A 20264-nucleotide genomic window follows, 5' to 3' on the forward strand; every position below is an offset into this window, starting at 1 on the left:
CTATGCCAGTCCTCTGCAAGATACGGATTTTACCGTACAAAATCCCATCTTGTTAGGGGGCACCCCCTAATACCCCGGATAAAATAGATAGCAAAACGCAGATACTGATAGCAGACCTGCGTTCCATATAGGGAAAAACCGATAGCAGTTCCAAACATCTGCTATCGGTTTTTCCACTTCCTACTTCTATTTCTGCTAACAAAACCCCAGTTCTGTTAGCAAATCTGCCAGCCTCCTGTGTCTGATGTGGCAGCAGTTCTTCCATTCTGCTATCAACGCTTTTGCACAGACTCCCTGCTGGCTGCTTCTTCTTCCGCAATTTCTCTCTTTCCAACAAGTATGGGAAGACTCTCTATGGACCATTTGCCGCTTTGGGTTTCTCTTATGAAATTATTGGTTTACCTGTTCTTCCAAACGCTCCAATGCCTTTTCAAAAGCTCCAATCCCACTGAAAAAGGAAGAAAGCCGAATATCCTCAAACAGATATGGCATGGCTTTGTATAGTTCCAGAAAAATATAGTACAGCACATCAACAACAATGGAATTTCCTGCCTGTTTGTAAAGCTGGCTGTTGCTTATGCCTGCTTCTTTTGCTTTCCAAAAATCCGCATCGGAAAAGCCCATAAGCCGGAAGCATTCTAAAGGTGTCAGCCTCCGGATACGGATCAAAGACTCTAAACGGTGTATCCCATTTGATGTCGTAAGCGTAGGGCAGAGTTCCCCATGCTCCTGTACCCTTCCCCGTTTTTCCACAGACGGATAACTAAGATTTACAACACCATTTTCCAAACATTCCTCATAACCTTTCTGTGTCTTTTGACGTACCAGAATGATATTATCTTTTTGTACAGAAGTAAGGGTATGGCAGACTTCTTTTTCTCCCAGTTCCAAAGTCTGCACAATCCGGCCTTCCGGGTCATACCTGCCCCGGATTGCTCCTGGACATTTTTCTACAATCTTTGGCTGGTCATGCCCTGCTAAAACCGCACCGCTGCTTCCTAAAGGGGAATAAATAACCCCGCTTGAACCATAGCCGGTATGAATATCTCCCACTTGAAGAATTTTGGGCTGATGTCCGCCACCACCACAGGCAGTTACCGTAGGGCAGCACCCGTCTGGCAGATAAACCCGTCCAGTCTGTTCAAACACCCCTTTGATATTTCCGGCCCGTTTTACCCGGTTTTCCCGAAAAGCCTTCAGGCTTTTTTCGTCCGGCTCAAACAAAAGCGCTTTTCTCTCTTCCATATCTTCAATCAAGCGGCGTACTTTTTCCTGGGATAAGTAGTATCTTTCCTCTACCGTATCCTCCAGAATATCCATAAGGCACTGGAAGGACTCCAGCGGTTCTGGAAACTGGAATGTTCCATTATCCATTTCCTTCTGTATCAAAATCAGATATACCCGTTCCCTGTTCTGGGGTATTCCGTAATGCTTTGCATTAAGAACACTCCAATAGGTGTGGTATCCGTATTCATGCAGTTCTTCTTCAAACAACCGGAATGTGGTATCCCGGAATTTTTTTCCTACAATATTTTTTACATTTTCATAAATTCCCCATATTGGTTTGACACCCCGTATCATACGGAGCCACTCCACCAGAAGGGAAGAACGTGTTTTATCAATATCATGGGAACCACACATGCCGCAGGCGTCCCTTTTGGAATAATGTACCTGCAGAGGGTTATACTCATACCCGCAGCTTCGGCATTTCCAAACTGCGCCTGCCTGCTTGCCTGCCAGGGAAAAATCCTGACAGGGGCTTCCGCCACAAATCATGTTAAACGGTTCAATCTCCCTTTCGTCCACTTTTGTAATATCTCCCAGATTCAATGTTTCACTTGTACCATGAATCGCACAATAACTCTTTGCTGCATATTTATCAAACTCACAAAAATTCACCAAACTATATTTCATTCCTCATATTTCATGAGGTGTAGCTACACATTTTACCTAGGATTACTCACTTATTTCCTCCTGTCTCCTAAATTTTTTATAGTCTTCATGAGAAATCCACAGCTACAAACGAAATATCCATCTGGCATTACCTTACAATCATAGAATCACCCCTTCCCGTATCCAGAGTTTATCCTTCTGTCAAAAATTCTGTTGGTCTGCACCACCTCCTTTCCTAACACCCCCACTTTCGGATTGGTTATTTCTTTCTCACCGCTCTTCTTTCCTGATGTTTGCCAGCACCCTGGACACATACGCCTGCTTGGGTATCCCCATGCGGTATCCCTGCCGCTCATAGCTCTCTTCGATAAACGCAACCCGTACACGTCCATGCAGTTTCCTCTTTCCTATCCACTGCACTACTTTTTCCATCTCCGCTTCGCATTCGTCGATCTCCCATTTTTTGAAACATTCCTCATCATAGCTATTTTCCAAAAGAATACCCTCCTATCTTGCCTGTGCTATCTGGTATGGTACTATGTTCCTGTGTCCTACCATTTTTTCTATCTTTTGTATGTTTGTCCCTTTTGTTTCAGTAAGAAGCGGCCTTTCCTTTTCTACCAGGCTGGAAAGCTCTTGGTTTTCCTTTTTATACTGCAAAAAAGCATTATAGTCTTTTCCCATAGGTGGAAGACGTACAAAAACCTCATACTCCATAAGGGTATATTTTCTTGCCAATTTTTTTGCCGCTTGTCTTCCCGGCAGGTCATTATCCAAACAGAACTGTATCTTCCTGATATGAGGATAATCTTTTAAGAACTTTTCCAAAGGACCATCGGAAAGCATTCCAAGTACCAGGATATTGTTCTGATAGTCTTCCCGCAGTTCCATATCGGACATGGCATCAATGGCCGCCTCATATACATAGAGCGTATCACTGTTTTGGTCTACCAGATTAACCCCATAAGTTTTGTCATTCCCCGTAACATCTCCTTTAAAGGGTTTTCCATATTTATCCAGGGTTCCCCTCTGGCTGGCAAAACGTGGGATACCTTCCGTATCTTTTCCCACAAAAACCAGGTTATGGTACGTTCCGCTCTCATACAAAATCCCCTTTTTTACCCAAAAATCAATCATCTGCTTTGACAGCTTCCGCTGTTTTATCAGATAGCCATATAACCGGCGGCTGGTTTCTGATTTTGAAGGAAGTACAAAAGGTTCTTTCGGTATGTCTTTTCTCTGTTTTGTTTCTTCTATTTTTTCAGTCTGTCTTTCCGGTTGAAATTTTTGCATGGTTTCAGTACGGATATATCCGGCAAACTCCAGCAGATATTTGACTGCCTCCACAAAATCCATGTTTCTGAAATATTCCAGAAAGTCAATGGTGCTGCCACCTACCCCTTGGCTAAACCGGCACCAGGAAGACCGGTTGAAGATCATCACAGAGTCCATACCCACTGCCTGATAGAACCTGCCTTTCCTTTTCAATGGAATCCCTATCTGCTCCGCCAAATCCACTAAATCCACTGCCTTTGCAATCTGAATTTCTTCAGCCGTAAATTTTCCCATACTGCACCTCTTCATATTTCATATCCAGATAATGTGCCATTTCCGGGTGCAGAGCTTCAAAAGCAGTCAGGTAGCGGAAACAGGAACTATACTCTCCCTGTCCGGTACAAAATTCCCGTAGGCTCTTTTTCGAATACTGGGCCGGCTGGTTACACCAACGACTTAGGTTGATATACATTCCCTTATAAACCTCCGGTGCCTGTTCCCATGCTGCATAGCGCATCAGATAAGCCAGGCACTTATACCGCATCAAAATCTCAATCCGTATGAAAACGTCCCGAATATCCTTTGCCCAAAAATCTGCTTTCCAGGTCCCTTCCCAGTCATAACCGCACAGTACATACAGCTTAATTTTCTGGTAAGAAACTGGGATCACTTCCCGCAAAAGTTCCAATTTTCTTACAATAAGTTCCTGATCTTTGATATGGTCAAAGGCAAAAATCATACCATTATCCAATTTTCCAGATGCCAGAAGTTCCATCTGCCTTTTCTGCATAATCCTCAGATCCAGCCCCTGCCGGAATTGAAACCGCCTGCCTGTTTCCAGGACACTGGAAAAGATTTTTTCCCACCCTGCACAGGCAAAAAAGTTATCGTCCAAAAAGCATAACTTCTTTCTGGACGGGTCATAAAATTCTTCCAATGGGCTTGCTGGTGCTGCACCGGTGCTGTTTTTGTTTACACAGAAACTGCACTTCCGAAAACACCCCCTGGTGAGGAAACCAATGGAATACTCCGTATAAAATTGGAACTCTTTCTTCTTTTTCTCTCCTTCGCTATGTTCTTTTACCATCTGGTCATACAAATGATAGTCCGGTGTATGGTGTTCAATCGCTTCTGGAAGTACCGGTGCTTTATCGTAAAAAAATCCAGTCCCTCCATAAACGGTTGTTTCCCTCGTCAAAATATGTTCCGGCACAAAGGTATCCGTAAACACTTTTGATACATAGAGCCGGTCATATTCCCCTGCCTGGCTGTAATCCAAAAGAAGCTCTGTTTCAAATCCCTGCTCCTTCCAATAAGCGGAAAGTTTCATACATGCCAAGTTAGGAAACCGGTGTCTTTTCCGGTATAAAAGATCTGCATCTATAATCCCTATCCTCAACGCCTGCTCCTTTCCATACGGATAGTTCCGGTTTTCTTCTCCCCTTTGACTGCCTCTTTTCTTTCTTCCTTTTCCTTGCATTCTGCCGGGCAATATGATTTTCCATTTGCTTCCATGATTTCTGCAAATTCACAAATATGGAACACCCTTGCCCCTACCTGTGTGTGGTATTCATCAATATAGGTACAAACCCGTTCTTCCCTTTTTCCATCTGGATATACAATCTCTATGGAGTCCCCGTCTGCTATGCTGAACAGGGTATGATAATGGCTGTCAATAAACCGTATTCTTTTTTTCTCTTCCATGCTTCTCACCTCATATTGCCAAAGAAAGGACAGCCGCAGCCGCCCTTTCCCAAGTTTAAAAACTGATTTTTATTTTCTATGCCTTTTTATGTCTTTTTCTGTAATAAAGTAGGCCTGCTACCATACCTGCACTTACACCAAGAGCCAGCAAAGGCAGGAACCAGTTTGTATCATCACCCGTTTTTGGTCCTGGTTTTACGGTACCTGGTGTTTCTGGTATTTTTTTATTCTGGATCTCTTTTACCACTTCAATGACTGGTGTTTTATCATTCTGATAGGTAAATACGATTTCCCACTCTTCTTCCGTCTTCTCATATCCCTTTAAGGTGGCAGTTTCTTTCAGCACATAGGTGATCGGTTCTTTGAAAACACCATTTTCATAAGTTCCAATTGGAAGTAGTTCTGAAACTGCTTTTCCATCTTTTCCAGTCTTCAAACGTCCTACTTCTTTTCCGGTTTCCTTTTCCAGCAGAACAAATTCTACTCCTTCCAGAGCCGCTTTGCTGTCTGCATCCGTTTTTACGATAACCAGTTGTCCCATAGCACGCTCATCTTCCATCTTTACTTTCTGGATTTCTCCCGTTTCTTCTACTGTAAACTCCACGTCATTGGCCACAATATATCCGTCAACTGCCGCTTCTTCATGCAGAGTATAAGTACCTATCGGAAGGTACTCAATCAGGTGTTCCTCTCCTGTGGTCCAGGACTCTACCACTTCCCCGTCCTGATCCAGAATCTGCAGCTTCGCTCCCTCAATTTCTTTTCCATCTGTAATATCTGTTTTGGAAATTGAAACTTTGGTATGGTCGTCCTCCATTTTCACTTTTTGTATGTCCCCTGTTTCTTCCACAACAAATTTCACATCTTCTGCCCGGACATATCCCTGTTCCGTAGGCGCTTGCTCTTCATGCAGTACATATTCTCCTGGTTCCAGTGCATAGACTACATGGGGTTCTTTCTTAGATACCCACTCTTCTACCACCTTTCCGTCCTGATCTAAAATCTGCATTTTTGCACCTTCAATTTCCTGTCCACCGGTTAAATCTACTTTTGTAAATTCCGTAATGGTAGGCTGATTAGAAATTTCTTCTGAAAAAGCGAGCAGTTCAAGGGTCTGGTCTGTATAAGACGCATCAAAGGAATACACCTCATCATTTGGCAGGTATCCCGGCTTATGCTCTACTTCCTGAATATAGTATTTTCCATGAGGAAGATCTGCCTGAAATACCAGCTTGCCCTCTTCATCTGTTGTTCCCAGTTCAATCAGGGCATCTTTTTCTACAACTACTTCCCCGGCAGCATTTTTGATATCCTCCTGCGCATACAGCCCGAATACCACTCCTTCCAGCGGTTTTCCGGTTTCTGCGTCTTTCTTCAGAAGACTCAGGGAAACTTTCTGTCGCTGATTGGTAAGTTCCATTGTTACATAATCCACTGCTACTTCCTGTCCCTTATATGCAATTTCAAATTCTTTTGCTTCCGAGTCAAGCACGCAGTTCTGACCTGCTTTTTCTTCCACTACATAGTATTTTCCGATAGGAAGATTATTCAGGACTGCCTTTCCTTCTTTATCTGTCACCATACGAGCTACCAGGGCATCTTTTTCATATTTTACAATGCGGTTTCCTGCTTCGTCTTTCTGTCCGTCCGGGGTATAAATGGTTTCCTTTGCATGAATGGCAAATTCTGCACCTTCCATATTTCCCTCTTCATAGTCAAATTCATAACCTTTCTCTTTTTCCATGACCTCTTCCCCAGTGAAGAAACTGCTTACCTGATTTACGAAACCTGCTACACCGTTTTTCATCTTTGTCAGGAACTTTTCTTCTACTTTAGAAGCACCAGAAAGTTTTTCTCCTTTTTTATGGATTGTAAGACTTCCTACTGCTTCATCATTATACTGTTCAATGACAACAATAAATTTACCAGTTTCCTCCTCTACCTGGTGTACGGTATCAGAATCTACGGTAATGGTGATCGGCGCTTTCTTTGCCTCCTGGTAAGCTCCCCCGTCTGCAACTTCATTCAGCGGAACTTCCTTCCCGTCTTTTAAGAGGACATTTTCAAATCCTACCTGTACATAATTTTCCGGTGCTTCCACTTCTTCAATCCGGTAAGTGCCACATTTTAACTGCTCCGGTGTAATCAGGTATCCCTCTTCGTTGGTCCTGAACACAGATACCACTTCTTTTTTTGGATATCTTACGATCATTTCCACATATTTTTCTGCTTCCACATCATAAATCTTATAAGCTGCACTGTTATCCAGCACCGGCTTCTGCGTCTGGGCATCTTTTTTCACAATCTTGAAGTAATACTGCAAAGGACGGTCATCAAACACACGCCATACCTGGGGTTCCCGGCTGTCTTCCGAAATCTGTACAATAAATGGACGAATCCCTTTTAAATTTTCCGGAACCGTAGACTCAAACACCACATAGGTTCCATAAGGAAGTTCTGGACTCTTTAAATATCCTTTCTTATCCGTAAACAGCTCTGGTACCGTAATCTTTTTACCATTCTCCCAATAAGAAGCTGTTTCGTCTTTGCTGTAATCATAGGTGATAAAATCTTCCGGGGTATAATAAGAACCATTTCCCGGCTTCAAACTTCCGTCTTTTACACCAGACAGCTCACTGATGAGGAATACCTTAAATCCAGCTCCTTCTACCAGTTCTGTTTCTGTCTGCTCCCCGTCTTCTGAGATCTTGATAAGCTGAAAGGCCTGTTTCTTTACAGTTTCCTTTACAGTCACCTCCCGGTGTACAATCTGTACTTCCTGTCCCTCATACGAAACCTCTACGGGATACTCTGTTTCATCTAACAGATACCCTTCTGCCGGCTCTATTTCTTTTACGAAATAATTTCCAAGATACAGGTTTTTGAAATCTACGGTTCCTTCACTGGAAATCGTACCCTGCGCTACAAGTTCCCCTTTTTTATGGACAATCCCATCTTTCTTATTTGGGTGTTCAATATCTTGTGCAGCATATAATCCGTATTTTGCCCCTACTAAGGTTGCGTCACCCTGGGAAATAAATCCCTGGGAATCCTGGTCAATCTTACTTACATGAACTTCTCCCCGTACTTCCTCATTTTTAAAATCATGGGAAAAAGTATATGTGTAGGTGCTGTCGTCTTTATATTCATAGAAGAAACGATACACCTCATCTGTCATATAGTACTTATCCGGTGCCTGGATTTCCTTTACACTGTAATGGAAATTCAAAGGAATATCTGCATGGAACACAGCCATTCCTTCCCTGTCGGAAACAGCACGTTCCACCAGGCTTCCTTTTTCTACAAGGACCTTTCCGTCTGCTGCTGTCAGGTCTTCTTCTACATACAAGCCAAACGTCGCACCTTCCAGGGTAACATCATCATGTTTCGATTTTTTCACTACATTTACGGAAATCTCCGGTCTTGCATTGGTAAAAACGGTTTCCCCCTGGGATAGCTCTACATTCTGTCCTGCATAGGACAAGGTTACAAACTGGGTACGTTCCTGTTCTGTTTTCCCAATCACCAGATTTTCCGGTGCTTTCTGTTCTACAACCTTATATTTTCCAAGATACAATTCTTTGGAAACAGCGCTTCCATCTTCCCCTGTTGTCAGACTTTCTACCAGATCCCCTGCTTTATGCACCTTCGTCACTTTATCCTGGCTGTAAATATCCTCTGCCGCATAAATGTTATATTCTGCCCCTGCAAAGTCCGCATTTCCATATACAAAAGTCAGGTTTCCCTCTTCTCCGGTTACTCCGGTCAGAACCTCACCTTTTTTACGGATTGTGATTTTTCCTTTCTGTTCCTCATTCGTCACTGCAACAGAAGTTGTTTTTCCTGTTTCCAGCTTCACGTTAAAAGACTCTGTATTCAGCTTATATCCTTCTGGAACAGAAATTTCTTTTAAATATACCGTATCCTGGGTTTTCGGAAGTTCCACCTCAGAAGTACCATTGCTGTCTGTGGCCGGCATCTGTACAAGAAGGTTTTTACATGCACTGTCTGAATAAATACCAAAAACAGCGCCGGACAGATTTACTTTACTGTTCTTATCTTTTTTTGTTACCTTTACCCTTGCCAGGTCTAGCCACTTCACCGTAAATTCCACAGAAGCACTTTCTTCTTCAAAAAATGCCCCATACCCAATATCCTGAGAACCAGAACCCGTAGACAATACTAAGGTCTTCCACTGAGTTCCCATTTGTCCTTTCAGCTTACCACTGTTCCATGTACCAGTTACAGTTTTGGGAGCACTGAAATAGAATGTGGTATTTCCATTGATCTTTACGGTTCCTGTCTGTTTTGTACTTCCACTGTGATAAGTCACATTCTCTGGCATTTTTAAAGTAATATAGTTTCTATGGTCACCTTTTAAAGTAAATTCTCCGGTACGCTGTTCCTTTCCACTTTCATAACCCTTTGCTTCCTTTGGGGACAACGTGATTGCTGCTGTCGGAGGTGCTTCCAGGCTGTAAATATGCTGGATATATCCCCACACACCGCTTGCCTTAATATCTTCAAAGGTACAGCCATAAAAACCGTCCATGCCACAATAAGAATAAGCGGCAGCTAAATGCGTAAAAATATACTTTGTCTTCCAGTCAAAAGAGGGCATATACTCCCCAGTAATGTCCCCGGGACCGCCATATCCATAATAAAGGACTTTCTGTAATTCCGGGTTGCTTTCAAATTCATTGGCTACATAATCCGAGGTCGGCGGGGAAGCCTTCATAGACTCCAGACAATATGCCACATGGCCATTTACGGTGAAATAGGAAGTAGAATAGTTCCCCACGTTAGAAGGGTATGGGATTTTCTCTCCCTGTACCAGATGTACATTGCTTCCTTTTTGCTGCTCCATTGCTGCCGGAACAACCGATAAGAACATTCCCTTATCCTCTTTTGGTGTCAGATCAATCAACTCTGCCCCTGCATCTGGCATTTCCGGTTCTTCCGTCAGTACCTCCGGTATCTCCGGGTCAGGGTCCGCCTCACCGTCCTCACCGGAGCCATCTTCGGTATGCTGGCTTACTTCTCCCTGGGGTTCCTGTGTACTGTTTTCCCTTGCTTCTACCACAATTCTTCTCATAATCTGATAGGAAGGGTTTCCGCTTAACGGATCAACACGATAAAATGCCTGGTAAGAACCTGGGGTATTGAAATCAAAAGAATTGCCGGAGTCCCCTTCTGCTTTCAGAAACGTTACCTTTACTTTTTCATCATTTTTCTGAAAACCCCTGTAATCTGTTTCCAGGTCAAAGGACTCTCCTGCTTTTATGGTAAGATCCTCTGCATACACCAGTTCTTCTTCTGTTAGTTGCTCCTTTACCTCTTCCAACTCCGGTAATGTTTCTGAAGCAGCCTCCTCCTGTTTTACTTCCTGTATCTGTGCATGTTCCTCAGACTGTTCAGAAGCCAGTGCGGTGATCCCTGTATTGAGTAACGTAGAACAACTAAGAAGAAGTGCCAGCGTCCCAGCCAGCAGCCTTTTCTTTTTTCCTTTCATCATAGCTTTGCTCCTTTTCATTTTTTCGTCAAAAAAAGCAGGCCACACAAGCCTGCTTTCCATTTTCTATCTTCTTTTTTCTATCTTTTGTATACGGTCTGTCCCGTATCCAATGCACCCGTCAATCCCCTTTCTATTCCCTGCTTCCTGCATGGAACACTGCCAAAACAAGCTGCAGAACCAGCAGAAACAAACATATCACCAGTTTCCCTGTCAGATACAGCAGTTTCCCCACTGCAATGAAAATCCCTTTTACAACTTCCCATACACTTCTTCCTACTGCCATATCTTTTTCCTCCTTATTCTTCAAATGCCCCATAAAATTCCGCAAACCGTAAATCTTTTTCCATACAGGCTTCTTCCTTTTCCCTGTTCTCTGCTATCGTTCCACCGTCAGAAAGTTCTCCCTGAACGGTCTTTTCCAGCACACCCCGCTTCTCAAAGGCTTCTTCCTGTGCCTTTGAAACCGCTTCTTTTACGATTTTACAAAATTGTTCTTTCTGGTTCTCCAGAAGGGTATTTAATAGTTTCATCTGCTGTACATCTTCTTCCTGCTGCAGGTATTTTGCAAAATAAACGATTGCTTCTGCTATGAAATCGTCTTTCGTCTTGAAAATATCTTTGTTATACTCCTTCAGATATCGGTATGCCTGATGATGTACCGGCCTGTTTTTATACAGCCGCAGTGAAGTAGTATATACTTTTTCCGTATCCATAAGCATTCACTTCCTATCATGCCGTCCGCATTTTCCTCTGTTTTGCCCGGATAATACTTTTCACTGCTTCTTCACAGCCCCTTGCATTGGCATGTATATCCGTCACAAACTGTACATCTTTTCCCTCATTAGCTCCAAAATGCTCCACAATGGAAGAACCACCTCCCATGAATACCATTTTGGTCAGGTCCAGATTATAATGATTTGCCTGTATGATACCATAAATTTCCTCTGCATAGGATTTCAAACAGTTTATAATCACTTCCTGATACTGCTTCGGGCAGTCATAGCTTCCTGTCCTCATAAATGCTTCTGTAATGTATGCCGGTACCCCTGCCCCTGTTTTTGCAATGGCTTCCTCATTGACTTTTCCGATACAATACAAAGCTGCCTTATCCGAAATCGAATACTTCCCGTCCGGCATTCCGTCAACAAACTCTACCAGGTCGGTAGTCCCTCCACCAATATCTACTAAAAGGCAATAACCGGGAACCGCTTCTAAAAGCGTATGGATCACCACATGCCCCTGCATAAAAACAAACACATTTTCCAAAGACACATGATAATGTACTCCTTCATAGCGGAAATGCAGTTCCTTTGTCTTTAACAGATATTTCTTAAAATTTTCTTTCTGCTGCTGAAATCTTCTGGGTGGCAGGGCAGCTCCCATTTTTACGGAAGCGTCTGTCAGTCCCCGGCAGCGCATTTCCTGCGCCAGTGCTGCAAGGGTAAGAAGATAATAGTTTTCATTCTCTGTCTTATCTACGCATTCCTTTTCCGGTACTTTCCCACCCACATAATAAAACTGGTTCTGGTATTCCAGAATGTGTTCCAGGCTGTCCGGCCTTGCCTGCAAAGGCTGGATTGCTGCTGAAAATACAGTATTTGCAGTTTTCATGTTACGGTTTCCATGATCAATTCCAATAATCATTTTAGTTTCCACGTTCTTATCCTCCTGAAAGTTATAGTTTGTATTTTATCTTGTTCTCTTTGGTTCTTGACCTGCTTCTTTCTTTTCTTTGTTTATCACAGGAAGTTTGTCAAACAGTTCCCCCATCACCGCTTCCATTTCCTGAAACTTCATTTCATCTGGCATACACAGAAAAACAATCACTGCATCCGTCTGACGTTCCCCGTTCTCTCTCCGGTAAAGTTCTGTATAGGAACCCCAACAACCGTCCTCACCTGCACAAAACTTTTTTGTCTTCTCATTTACTTTTATGAGATATTCTTCGGTATCAACAAAGATTTTCCGAATGGATACTTTTTGTAAGTCGTATTTCATGCTGTCCATATAAACCGGCATGTGTTCCTCTGGGGCAAAATAGACATACATTGTGCAATAGGTCTCTCCTTCCGTCCCCATCTCCTGTAAAACAATCCCGGCTTCAAATATTTCCGGTGGAGCATAATCTACTACAAAATCCGAATCCTTTTCCTGTGAAGATTTTTCAAAATGCTCTGAATCTCCAACCAGAAAATGTTTGGGGCACTGAATACGAAACCTTTCTTCCCTCATTCTGTATATTCCTCCATAATCTCACTAATATCTTTTTGAAATAGCCGCTGAAGCAGGACAACTACATAGACATTTGGCTTTTGCTGTCCGTATTCAATCCTCTGATACGTCCGAAGACTGATACCCAAGACAGCCGCAAGTTCTCTCTGTGTATATCCATGAGCTGTCCTGAATTTTCTTAATTTTGTTACTTTCTATCACGCTCCTTACGTCTGAGGGATAGCTTCCTGATAAGCAAACAGATTGGATATATAGCTGTTTGCTGTCAATGTGGCATTGTATAAAGCGGTAAGCAGCACTGCCCGGATATTATTAGCTTTCCTTGTACACTGCTTAATTGAGTCTATCACATACTCTACGGTAAACTTATCCAGCTTTTTATACATTCCCTGTACAATGCCAAGAGGTCGTTCTTCCTGATTTACCCTTATGGTCTTTGCATTGGACGTCAAAACATCTACTGCAAGCCCTACAATCTCATTGAGCAGTTTTCTGTCAAAAGGTCTGTCTATCCATATCGCATCATAATCAATCTGATCTTTGAACTGTTCTTCTGCTGCCTGATAGGATAAGATAGGATTATCTCTATACCCATTCCCTATTTCTGTTGTATTCTTTTGGGTACTTTCTGCTGTAGTCTTTGTAGTAATCTCTGTATTTGTATGCCCGCTATCAGTCTGAGGTCCCTCTTTGGGTATCCAGAGCTCTGTTTCCCTGTCAAGGTATGCTCCCTCTTTGAATGGTGATACCCTCTCCCTTTGGAAAGGGACAGCCCTCTCTTCTACAAAATGTATCTCTTCCTCTATGGCTGTATGGGAACTGATTTTCTCTGCTTTGGATTTCCCTTTGCCTTTTTCAAAAGAAACCGGATCTGCTCCTGTTTCTTCTGGATAAGTCAATTCTTTTAACCGGTCTACGATCAATTCCAGATACAGAACATTATTTACAACAATCCCATTCATGGAAATGGTTCTAAATACCCGTTTTACCACACCCAGCTTCTCTAAAAATACCACTGCATTTGTCGCTTCTTTTTTAGAAATCCCAAACTGTTCGCTGATCTGCTGGTAACTTCTCTGAAGAAGGTCTGACTTAAATTTCTTTCTTACCCCAATAACCTGTCCGGTTCCTTCATCTCTGATTTCTGTAGGCTTATACCAGTACACAATATCTGCCAGTATAATAATAGCTGTTAGATTTGGCTTTCCACTTTCTCTGATGATTGTCCGATACCACACCTGCGGAATGATATTTCCAGATATATTCAGTTTTGCATTTTCATCTACGATTTCATTTCCAGTGCTATAGATACCTCCATTCATTCGTTTATTCCTCACTTCCCTGCTTCTTTTCTTTTTCAAACAAAGCACTTATTTCTTCATCTGCTCTTTTGCCTGCCACCAGGCACGCATACCAGGAACTAAGGAAAATAGCTGTTACAACAATCATAATCACTTTTATCATCGCTCCGTCCTCCCAAGAAAAAAGGACCAAGCCAGCTAACAGAATCTTTTAACTAACCTAGTCCTTAACATATTTTTTTACAATGTATTGCAACCGAATGGTTTTTCACAAACTTGACCGCCTGTGAGAATGGATATAATTTTGACAGGACCAGTAGCAATAGGTTTCTATCTTTAAGAGCCCCTGCCTTCTCATTTCTACTATGAGAAATTCATTCCCGGTCTATGAATTTTCTACCCTTTATGGTATAATAGAAAAAAGACTAAATTGGCGTGAGCCCTTATTTTATAAGGAATCTGCTAACTTAGTCTTATTTTAACATGACCACCTGAACCAGATGTGCCTACAATGGCAACAAACTCGCCTTCTTCTACTTTTAGATTGATATTCCGTAGTGCCTTTACCTGATTATCTTTTTCTCCATATATTTTCTCAACATTTCGTAATTCTAAAATACTCATCCGTCATCACTCCTCTTTTCTTGATACATCCAGTATAACTGCCGTATCTTGCAATTTCTTTACAAACGGATGATTAGTTCTTACAGTTTTGTAAGAACACAGAAAAACAGCTTCCCTTTCCATACTCGGAATCTACCGTCATATATCCTTTTTCTTTTTCCAAAATCAGATTAGAAAGATACAAACCAATCCCAGAACCTTCCATATTCTCAACTTCTGGGCTTCTATAAAATCGTTTGAATATATCGGTCATTTCCTCCTGCCGGATACCACGCCCATTATCTGCAATCTGAATCTCTGTGTATAAATCATAACTTTTTACACAAATGGAAATAGTTCCTCCTCTATCGGTGTACTTAACAGCATTTTCCAACAAATTTACAAATACTTCTGCTGTCCATTTTCGATTATGATACAGTAATCTGTCCTCAAATGGTTCCAATGTAAAGTTGATTTCCTTTTTTTCCAGTTTCTCATAAAGCGTATCTACTGCGTCTAAAATCGTCTGCTTGATCCCTATTGCTTTTCCTTCAAAGCCATCAATATTTTGCTCCAATTTTACCATCTTCGATAAAGACTCCACAATCCAACTCAGCTTGTCAATCTGTCGTTGCATTTTTTCAGAAAACAATGTTTTCCGTTCTGATGTAATTTCCTCTTTACTTAAGATTTCTGCATAGAGAGAAATATTCGCTAAGGGCGTTTTTAATTGATGAGACATATTAGATACCAGACTTTTCACCTGCTCTTTTTCTTGTTCGGCACTATTCACGTGATTATCAAGCACTTCCTGTATCTGCTTGATTTTACTGACAAGGGCAGAATATTCTCCTTCTTCCACATCAGAAGCTGCAATCATTTCCCGATTTAACACACTGTCCAGCAAACGGTCAATCAGGCGATATGTTTTTCTTTTTTGATATATGCTATATCCAATCGACAAACACAAAAGCACTGCTAAAAGTATCGTAATCCACATCTCTTTATTCCTTCCAGATATATCCGATTCCATGAACTGTTTGAATCCATTTTGGTTTCGATACATCATCCTCTATCTTTGTACGAAGCCTGCTGATATTCACAGACACCGTATTGTTATCTACATATTTTCCATCACTATCCCATATCTTCTCTAAAATCTGCTCCTTAGAAAGGATATGATTCTTATTTTCAATCAAATACACCAACAGACGGTATTCCAATTTGCTAAGAGAGATTTCTGAACCTCTTTTATATACTTTACAAGTACTCTGGTCTATGCTTAATGAACCTGTAACAATCTTTGTACTTTCAGATTTTTCTTGAAGTATCCGCTTCATTCTTGCTTTTAATACACCCAGAGAAAATGGTTTTGACAAGTAATCATTTACCCCTAATTCTAAAGCCTTTATCTCATCCATTTCTGTATCACGAGCAGTCAGCATAATGATTGGGATATTGCTGTAGCTACGAACTTCTTTACAGAGTTCAAAGCCCGTTCCGTCCGGCAGGTTACAATCCAAAAATACAATATCATAACCACCGTTTGCGATTTCTTGTAAACCATCCTTTTTTGTCCCTGTCTCTGTCACATCATATCCATCACCAGAAAAGGAGAAGGAAAGTCCCTCTCTCAAATCAACATCATCTTCAACTATTAGAATTTTATATTTTTCCATCATGTATTTCCTTTATTGCTTCATATCAAATTACTGCTTTTTACTTCATATTTCATTATACAGTAACCACCCTCGTTGTAAAGCAAAAAGCAAGCCATTTCAGACTTGCTTTCCACCATACAGTTTTAAAAATTAAACTCTATTGTAAAATGCGTATTAGCAATCATCTTGCATCTTAAGAACCCTCAAGAAATGAGATAGATCTACAACAATATTTCACTTCTTGCTTAATAAAGTTCTAATGAATCTTCTGCATCCACCCACATCTGTAAATTGCCATCAAGATATAATCTTGCATATTCCAAAGGCTCATCCACAGCCAATGAAGTAAGCGCACATTCTGATCCATATGTGGTTTTTAAATTTTTTTCAGCTTCCCAGCAATCAATGCGAAGCATATATCCGGCACTTGTGTAAACATCAATACTATCGTGGTTTATGTTGTATTCTGCATAAATTGTTCTCATCGTATCTTATCTCCATTTTCTTTTGATAATCAGTTATAAAGTTAAATATCGAAAACATTTCAATCAGTTCACCATGTCGTTATTGTTATATGTTATATTGTGTTATGAAATTTTCTTTCCCTTAATTTTTCCCATATTAAGGTTCATAAAAACCAATGGGAGAATGTAACACAAGGGAAAGAGTAAGGGAAAGTTCACTTGCTACAAACTTAGTATTTTCAAGGGTTTGCGAAGAATTTGATAATCAAATATAACAGTTATTAAATTTCCTAAAATATGTGAAATATCAACTGTAATTGTTCAAGCTTTTCAAATACTAACGTCCTTAATTCTGTTCAATAATTGATTTATAGTAGTTACCAAAGTCAGCAAGTGAATTAACAATTGGAAGCATTTTTGTTCCGAGTTCCGTTAAGCCGTATTCAACTTTCGGTGGCTGCTCATGGTAATCGTGGCGATATGCCAGCCCATCACTCATCATTTGTCTTAAACTATCTGTCAAAACCTTTTGTGAAATACCATCTATACTTCGTTGTAGCTCATTGAATCTCCATGGACGCTCTTTTAAGTTACGCAAAATCAGCAGTTTCCATTTTCCTCCGATAAGAGATACTGCTGTTGCAACTGGGCATTCCGGTAATTCTTCTTTTGCTCGCATAATTCTCACCTCCGAGTCTATTGTAACACATTCATTTTTGAGTGTACAGTTACAAAAAGGTGCGTACTTGTTTTTGTATGTGTCTCACACTATACTAATACCAAGCAACCAGAAACTACAAATTAACTATGGAGGTTATTATGGCAAATTACACAAAAACAACTATTGGAAAGGAAAACCGAATTGAGCTGCATGAAAAGTTATCTTTAACAGGTGCAGAAATCAGTTTAAACGAACTACCTGCAGGAGCAAATGTCCCATTTGTTCATTCTCATAAAGAAAATGAAGAAATCTATGGAATTCTTTCAGGTAACGGCAAAGCCATAATTGATGAAGAAGAAATTAGCCTTTCAACTGGAGACTGGCTAAAAATCACACCTACTGCAAAGCGTCAGTTTTTTGCATCCGATATTTCTGGAATTACTTATATCTGCATTCAGGTAAAAGAAAACTCTCTGGAACATTTTACAGCAGAGGATGCCGTAATCGGCTAATTAAAAGTATTTATTTACAAAAATGCACAGTTCACGATAAGCTAAGAACTGTGCATTTCTTTTTGTTCAATATTACGTTTTCTCAATTTTTCAAACAAGAAGTTATCAGTGATTATCTTTTAGAAAACAGCCAACTACAGCGACGCCAAATCCAAGAACACCTAGGACATATCCCCAAAAATTATTTGTTGTCACAGCAATTCCTAAAGGTATTATTGCAATCCCCAATAACTCAATCTTAATTCCTTTCATCGCAAATACCTTCGTTACAAACTTGAATTTGGAGTGTACTTTATAAATTTTTTCCGATTCCCTCAAGTTCGTTCATGGAATTCTTATTTTTTTCAAGTTCATCTCTGGCTGTTGCATAATATGATTTATTGAAAAGCATGTCCCATGAAAGATATTTTGCCATACAGTCAAACTGCTTATCAATCAGCTCATACTGGATACTGTCTACGGGAGAACCACCTACAACAATCGTGCCCACTTTTTTATTTTTTAACTGCAATCCACGGCAGTAGCACTTATCAATGACTAATTTCAATTGTGCTGACATTCCCCACCAATAAACTGGCGTAGCAAAAAGAATCATATCTGTGGCAGCAATTTTATCAATTGTAGGATTTGTATCATCCTTATCGACGCATCCCTTAGAGCATTGACAGACACCACATCCCTTGCATGGTGCAATGTTGAGTTTGTCGGGTTCAATGATTTCAATTTCATTCTTTTTTGACGCTCCTTTTATAAATGCATTGATTGCTGTCAGCGTGTTTCCTTTTCTGGCACTTCCATTAATGATTACAATTTTCATGCGTGTATCCTCCAACTTTTTCAATTCAAATAACTTTAGGTTGCCTGTCATAAAATATTCGAGAAGAACTCTTCTAGTAAACTATTGATCATCTCCGGTTTATCTGTATTAGAATTATGACCGGCCCCTTCAATCCACTTTAAAGGAATTTTCGTTTTTCGATGCCATTCTCTGTTATACCTTATGCATGAACCGGCATGATCCTTTGTACCACATATCAACAGGGAAGGACATTTGATTTCATAAGGCAGATCCTTTTCCATTGCCTCTGCCAGAATACGAAATCCATGCCCGGCAATTTGTGCATAACGATGCTGATCACCATCATAGACCAGCATCATTTCCTTCATCAGGTTTCTGCCATAATTAGAAGTTGCAACTCCCTTTGTTCCGGATTTCAAAAGCAACTTCCATGGGTAATGTGCATATACTGGTTCCATTCTTTTCAGAAGCCAGATCTCCACTGCTGTCACATAGTTTCTCTGGAGCGGTGCTGAATCAATGGAAATAAAACCTGCCAGCCGGTCAGGATACAATTGTGCATAAGCCTGGCCTACATATCCTCCCATTGATTGACCGATTATAATTGGTTTTATGATTAAAAGGCATGAGCCGGTGCATCCCATACAATAATATTATATTTTCCATCGAAGTACGCAACCTGTTTATCAAACAGTCTATGGTCAGCAGTCAGCCCCGCAAGAAATACAAGCGTCGTTGTATCCAAACTCAGAATACTTGACCAATAGTGAATTGTTCCGCAAGGAGTTTGATATGTACTTTCCTTCAACAAATCCACCTCCGCAATTTTCATTTTTCTCAGTTACACAAACTGAAAAACTTTAACTATTTTCATATTGGTTTTTTTATCAAATACATTCTGCTACATCTCATCCGGTTTTTGACCGTCGTGGGCTTTCCATTGACACTCCGTCAATTTCATATCTGTAAATACCGCTTTAAACGATGAATCTTCCGGACTGCATGCATAAATTCCAAATTTGATTTTTCCTGCACCAGCCCACATATGACAAATCCTCATTTGCTTAAACCGTATGCCATCCTCAGAACATTCAATGCAATAATCATCTTCACGTCTACTGAGACGATACCACATAGATTTAATCTCTGCATCAATTTCCGTAGTTGCCCAATCTGAATATCCATTGTTTGTCACAACACTTCCCAGGTGCTGAAAATTGTCATTCTCATATTCTATAGAACCTTTCAACCAATTCTCACTGTCAAGATACATAACCACACCGCACTGATCAAAGCGATGATGGCTTTCCTTAAAATCTGTTTTCACCATAAATGAAAAAAACTTTTCCTCTGTTTCTATCTGCAAAACCGGAGCATTATCATTGCGGAAATGATAGTAAGTTCTTTGCCACAAATCAGTTCCAGGCTGTGTAATAATCTCAATTTTGTCATCTGTCAGCGTGTAATCATCAGGTTCTCTCGTCCACTTAAAATCTTTTATATTCATTTCATTATCCCTCCAACTTCCGATTTCTATTTTCGTTTCCATAGCATAGTGTACTCTTTTTCACCAGTATCTTCATCCAAATCTTCACATTGAATAATGAACCCTTCTCTTTGGTAAAAAGAAATTGCTCTGGCATT

Annotated in this window: 22 protein-coding genes and 3 pseudogenes; 1 reads left to right on the top strand and 24 read right to left on the bottom strand. The window is 40.7% G+C overall.

Annotated elements, in window-relative coordinates; genetic code table 11:
• Positions 1-390: 390 nt before the first annotated feature.
• The 18 genes and pseudogenes from dcm to LJE11_RS05225 all read right to left on the bottom strand — a co-directional run bounded on the left by dcm (position 391) and on the right by LJE11_RS05225 (position 17327).
• Positions 391-1914 carry a DNA (cytosine-5-)-methyltransferase gene (dcm, locus tag LJE11_RS05140; RefSeq protein ID WP_025577444.1) on the bottom strand — a complete coding sequence of 508 codons (1524 nt, stop codon included), beginning with the start codon at positions 1912-1914 and terminating at the stop codon, positions 391-393.
• 249 nt (positions 1915-2163) lie between these two features.
• The gene (locus LJE11_RS05145) at positions 2164-2388 is read right to left on the bottom strand and encodes a hypothetical protein (protein ID WP_025577443.1); all 225 of its coding nucleotides are present in this window, start codon (positions 2386-2388) and stop codon (positions 2164-2166) included.
• A 12-nt stretch (positions 2389-2400) separates the two neighbouring features.
• A complete protein-coding gene (locus LJE11_RS05150) occupies positions 2401-3462 on the bottom strand; it encodes a DUF3991 domain-containing protein (protein ID WP_025577440.1) in 1062 nt (353 codons plus the stop codon).
• On the bottom strand, positions 3443-4567 hold the full coding sequence (locus LJE11_RS05155) for a hypothetical protein (protein WP_029676832.1): 1125 nt from the start codon (positions 4565-4567) through the stop codon (positions 3443-3445). The genes LJE11_RS05150 and LJE11_RS05155 overlap by 20 nt, the downstream gene beginning before the upstream one ends.
• Positions 4564-4872, bottom strand: a complete 309-nt coding sequence (locus LJE11_RS05160) for a hypothetical protein (RefSeq protein ID WP_070098922.1) — start codon at positions 4870-4872, stop codon at positions 4564-4566. The genes LJE11_RS05155 and LJE11_RS05160 overlap by 4 nt, the downstream gene beginning before the upstream one ends.
• Before the next feature lie 76 nt (positions 4873-4948).
• Positions 4949-10387, bottom strand: a complete 5439-nt coding sequence (locus tag LJE11_RS05165; protein WP_172677213.1) for a SpaA isopeptide-forming pilin-related protein — start codon at positions 10385-10387, stop codon at positions 4949-4951.
• A gap of 130 nt (positions 10388-10517) precedes the next feature.
• Positions 10518-10670: a hypothetical protein gene (locus LJE11_RS05170; protein WP_155512673.1), complete on the bottom strand. Its 153-nt coding sequence runs from the start codon at positions 10668-10670 to the stop codon at positions 10518-10520.
• A 13-nt stretch (positions 10671-10683) separates the two neighbouring features.
• The gene (locus tag LJE11_RS05175; protein ID WP_025577436.1) at positions 10684-11100 is read right to left on the bottom strand and encodes a hypothetical protein; all 417 of its coding nucleotides are present in this window, start codon (positions 11098-11100) and stop codon (positions 10684-10686) included.
• A 16-nt stretch (positions 11101-11116) separates the two neighbouring features.
• Positions 11117-12043 carry a ParM/StbA family protein gene (locus LJE11_RS05180; protein WP_025577434.1) on the bottom strand — a complete coding sequence of 309 codons (927 nt, stop codon included), beginning with the start codon at positions 12041-12043 and terminating at the stop codon, positions 11117-11119.
• A 33-nt stretch (positions 12044-12076) separates the two neighbouring features.
• Positions 12077-12619 (bottom strand): hypothetical protein, encoded by a 543-nt coding sequence (locus LJE11_RS05185; RefSeq protein ID WP_025577432.1) that lies wholly within the window; start codon positions 12617-12619, stop codon positions 12077-12079.
• A pseudogene (locus LJE11_RS20250) lies at positions 12616-12792 on the bottom strand (helix-turn-helix transcriptional regulator); the annotation flags it as partial. The gene LJE11_RS05185 and the pseudogene LJE11_RS20250, both read right to left, overlap by 4 nt.
• Before the next feature lie 33 nt (positions 12793-12825).
• Entirely contained in the window at positions 12826-13941 is a 1116-nt protein-coding gene (locus LJE11_RS05195) for a DUF6017 domain-containing protein (protein ID WP_227295608.1), read from the bottom strand.
• A gap of 4 nt (positions 13942-13945) precedes the next feature.
• Complete coding sequence (locus LJE11_RS05200; RefSeq protein ID WP_161276450.1) at positions 13946-14083, bottom strand: hypothetical protein; 138 nt, start codon at positions 14081-14083, stop codon at positions 13946-13948.
• Between the two features lie 326 nt (positions 14084-14409).
• Positions 14410-14544, bottom strand: a pseudogene (locus LJE11_RS05205) (ABC transporter ATP-binding protein); the annotation flags it as partial.
• Between the two features lie 73 nt (positions 14545-14617).
• Positions 14618-15523 (bottom strand): sensor histidine kinase, encoded by a 906-nt coding sequence (locus LJE11_RS05210; RefSeq protein ID WP_055066700.1) that lies wholly within the window; start codon positions 15521-15523, stop codon positions 14618-14620.
• A 4-nt stretch (positions 15524-15527) separates the two neighbouring features.
• A complete protein-coding gene (locus tag LJE11_RS05215; protein WP_008707461.1) occupies positions 15528-16202 on the bottom strand; it encodes a response regulator transcription factor in 675 nt (224 codons plus the stop codon).
• 227 nt (positions 16203-16429) lie between these two features.
• Positions 16430-16669, bottom strand: coding sequence for a DUF6061 family protein (locus tag LJE11_RS05220; RefSeq protein ID WP_020994096.1), 240 nt, complete (start codon positions 16667-16669; stop codon positions 16430-16432).
• 325 nt (positions 16670-16994) lie between these two features.
• Positions 16995-17327: a winged helix-turn-helix transcriptional regulator gene (locus LJE11_RS05225; protein WP_020993870.1), complete on the bottom strand. Its 333-nt coding sequence runs from the start codon at positions 17325-17327 to the stop codon at positions 16995-16997.
• 140 nt (positions 17328-17467) lie between these two features.
• On the opposite strand from LJE11_RS05225, the gene LJE11_RS05230 reads away from it, so the two are divergent.
• Entirely contained in the window at positions 17468-17821 is a 354-nt protein-coding gene (locus LJE11_RS05230) for a cupin domain-containing protein (protein ID WP_118613724.1), read from the top strand.
• A gap of 105 nt (positions 17822-17926) precedes the next feature.
• Here LJE11_RS05230 and LJE11_RS05235 read toward each other — a convergent pair whose 3' ends face one another.
• From LJE11_RS05235 to LJE11_RS20255, 6 genes and pseudogenes are all read right to left on the bottom strand, one after another.
• Positions 17927-18073 carry a hypothetical protein gene (locus LJE11_RS05235; protein WP_008373708.1) on the bottom strand — a complete coding sequence of 49 codons (147 nt, stop codon included), beginning with the start codon at positions 18071-18073 and terminating at the stop codon, positions 17927-17929.
• Positions 18074-18113: 40 nt separating this feature from the next.
• Positions 18114-18638 (bottom strand): flavodoxin family protein, encoded by a 525-nt coding sequence (locus LJE11_RS05240; protein ID WP_173702357.1) that lies wholly within the window; start codon positions 18636-18638, stop codon positions 18114-18116.
• A gap of 47 nt (positions 18639-18685) precedes the next feature.
• Positions 18686-19207 (bottom strand): alpha/beta fold hydrolase, encoded by a 522-nt coding sequence (locus tag LJE11_RS05245; RefSeq protein WP_306505399.1) that lies wholly within the window; start codon positions 19205-19207, stop codon positions 18686-18688.
• 29 nt (positions 19208-19236) lie between these two features.
• Positions 19237-19428 carry an alpha/beta fold hydrolase gene (locus tag LJE11_RS20040; RefSeq protein ID WP_270410938.1) on the bottom strand — a complete coding sequence of 64 codons (192 nt, stop codon included), beginning with the start codon at positions 19426-19428 and terminating at the stop codon, positions 19237-19239.
• A gap of 93 nt (positions 19429-19521) precedes the next feature.
• Positions 19522-20127, bottom strand: coding sequence for a DUF1349 domain-containing protein (locus LJE11_RS05250; RefSeq protein WP_021650112.1), 606 nt, complete (start codon positions 20125-20127; stop codon positions 19522-19524).
• Positions 20128-20153: 26 nt separating this feature from the next.
• Positions 20154-20264: pseudogene (locus tag LJE11_RS20255) on the bottom strand (GNAT family N-acetyltransferase); the annotation flags it as partial.

It is taken from the genome of Blautia sp. DFI.1.216, assembly GCF_020594215.1.
Classification (GTDB): Bacteria; Bacillota; Clostridia; order Lachnospirales; family Lachnospiraceae; genus Blautia_A; species Blautia_A wexlerae.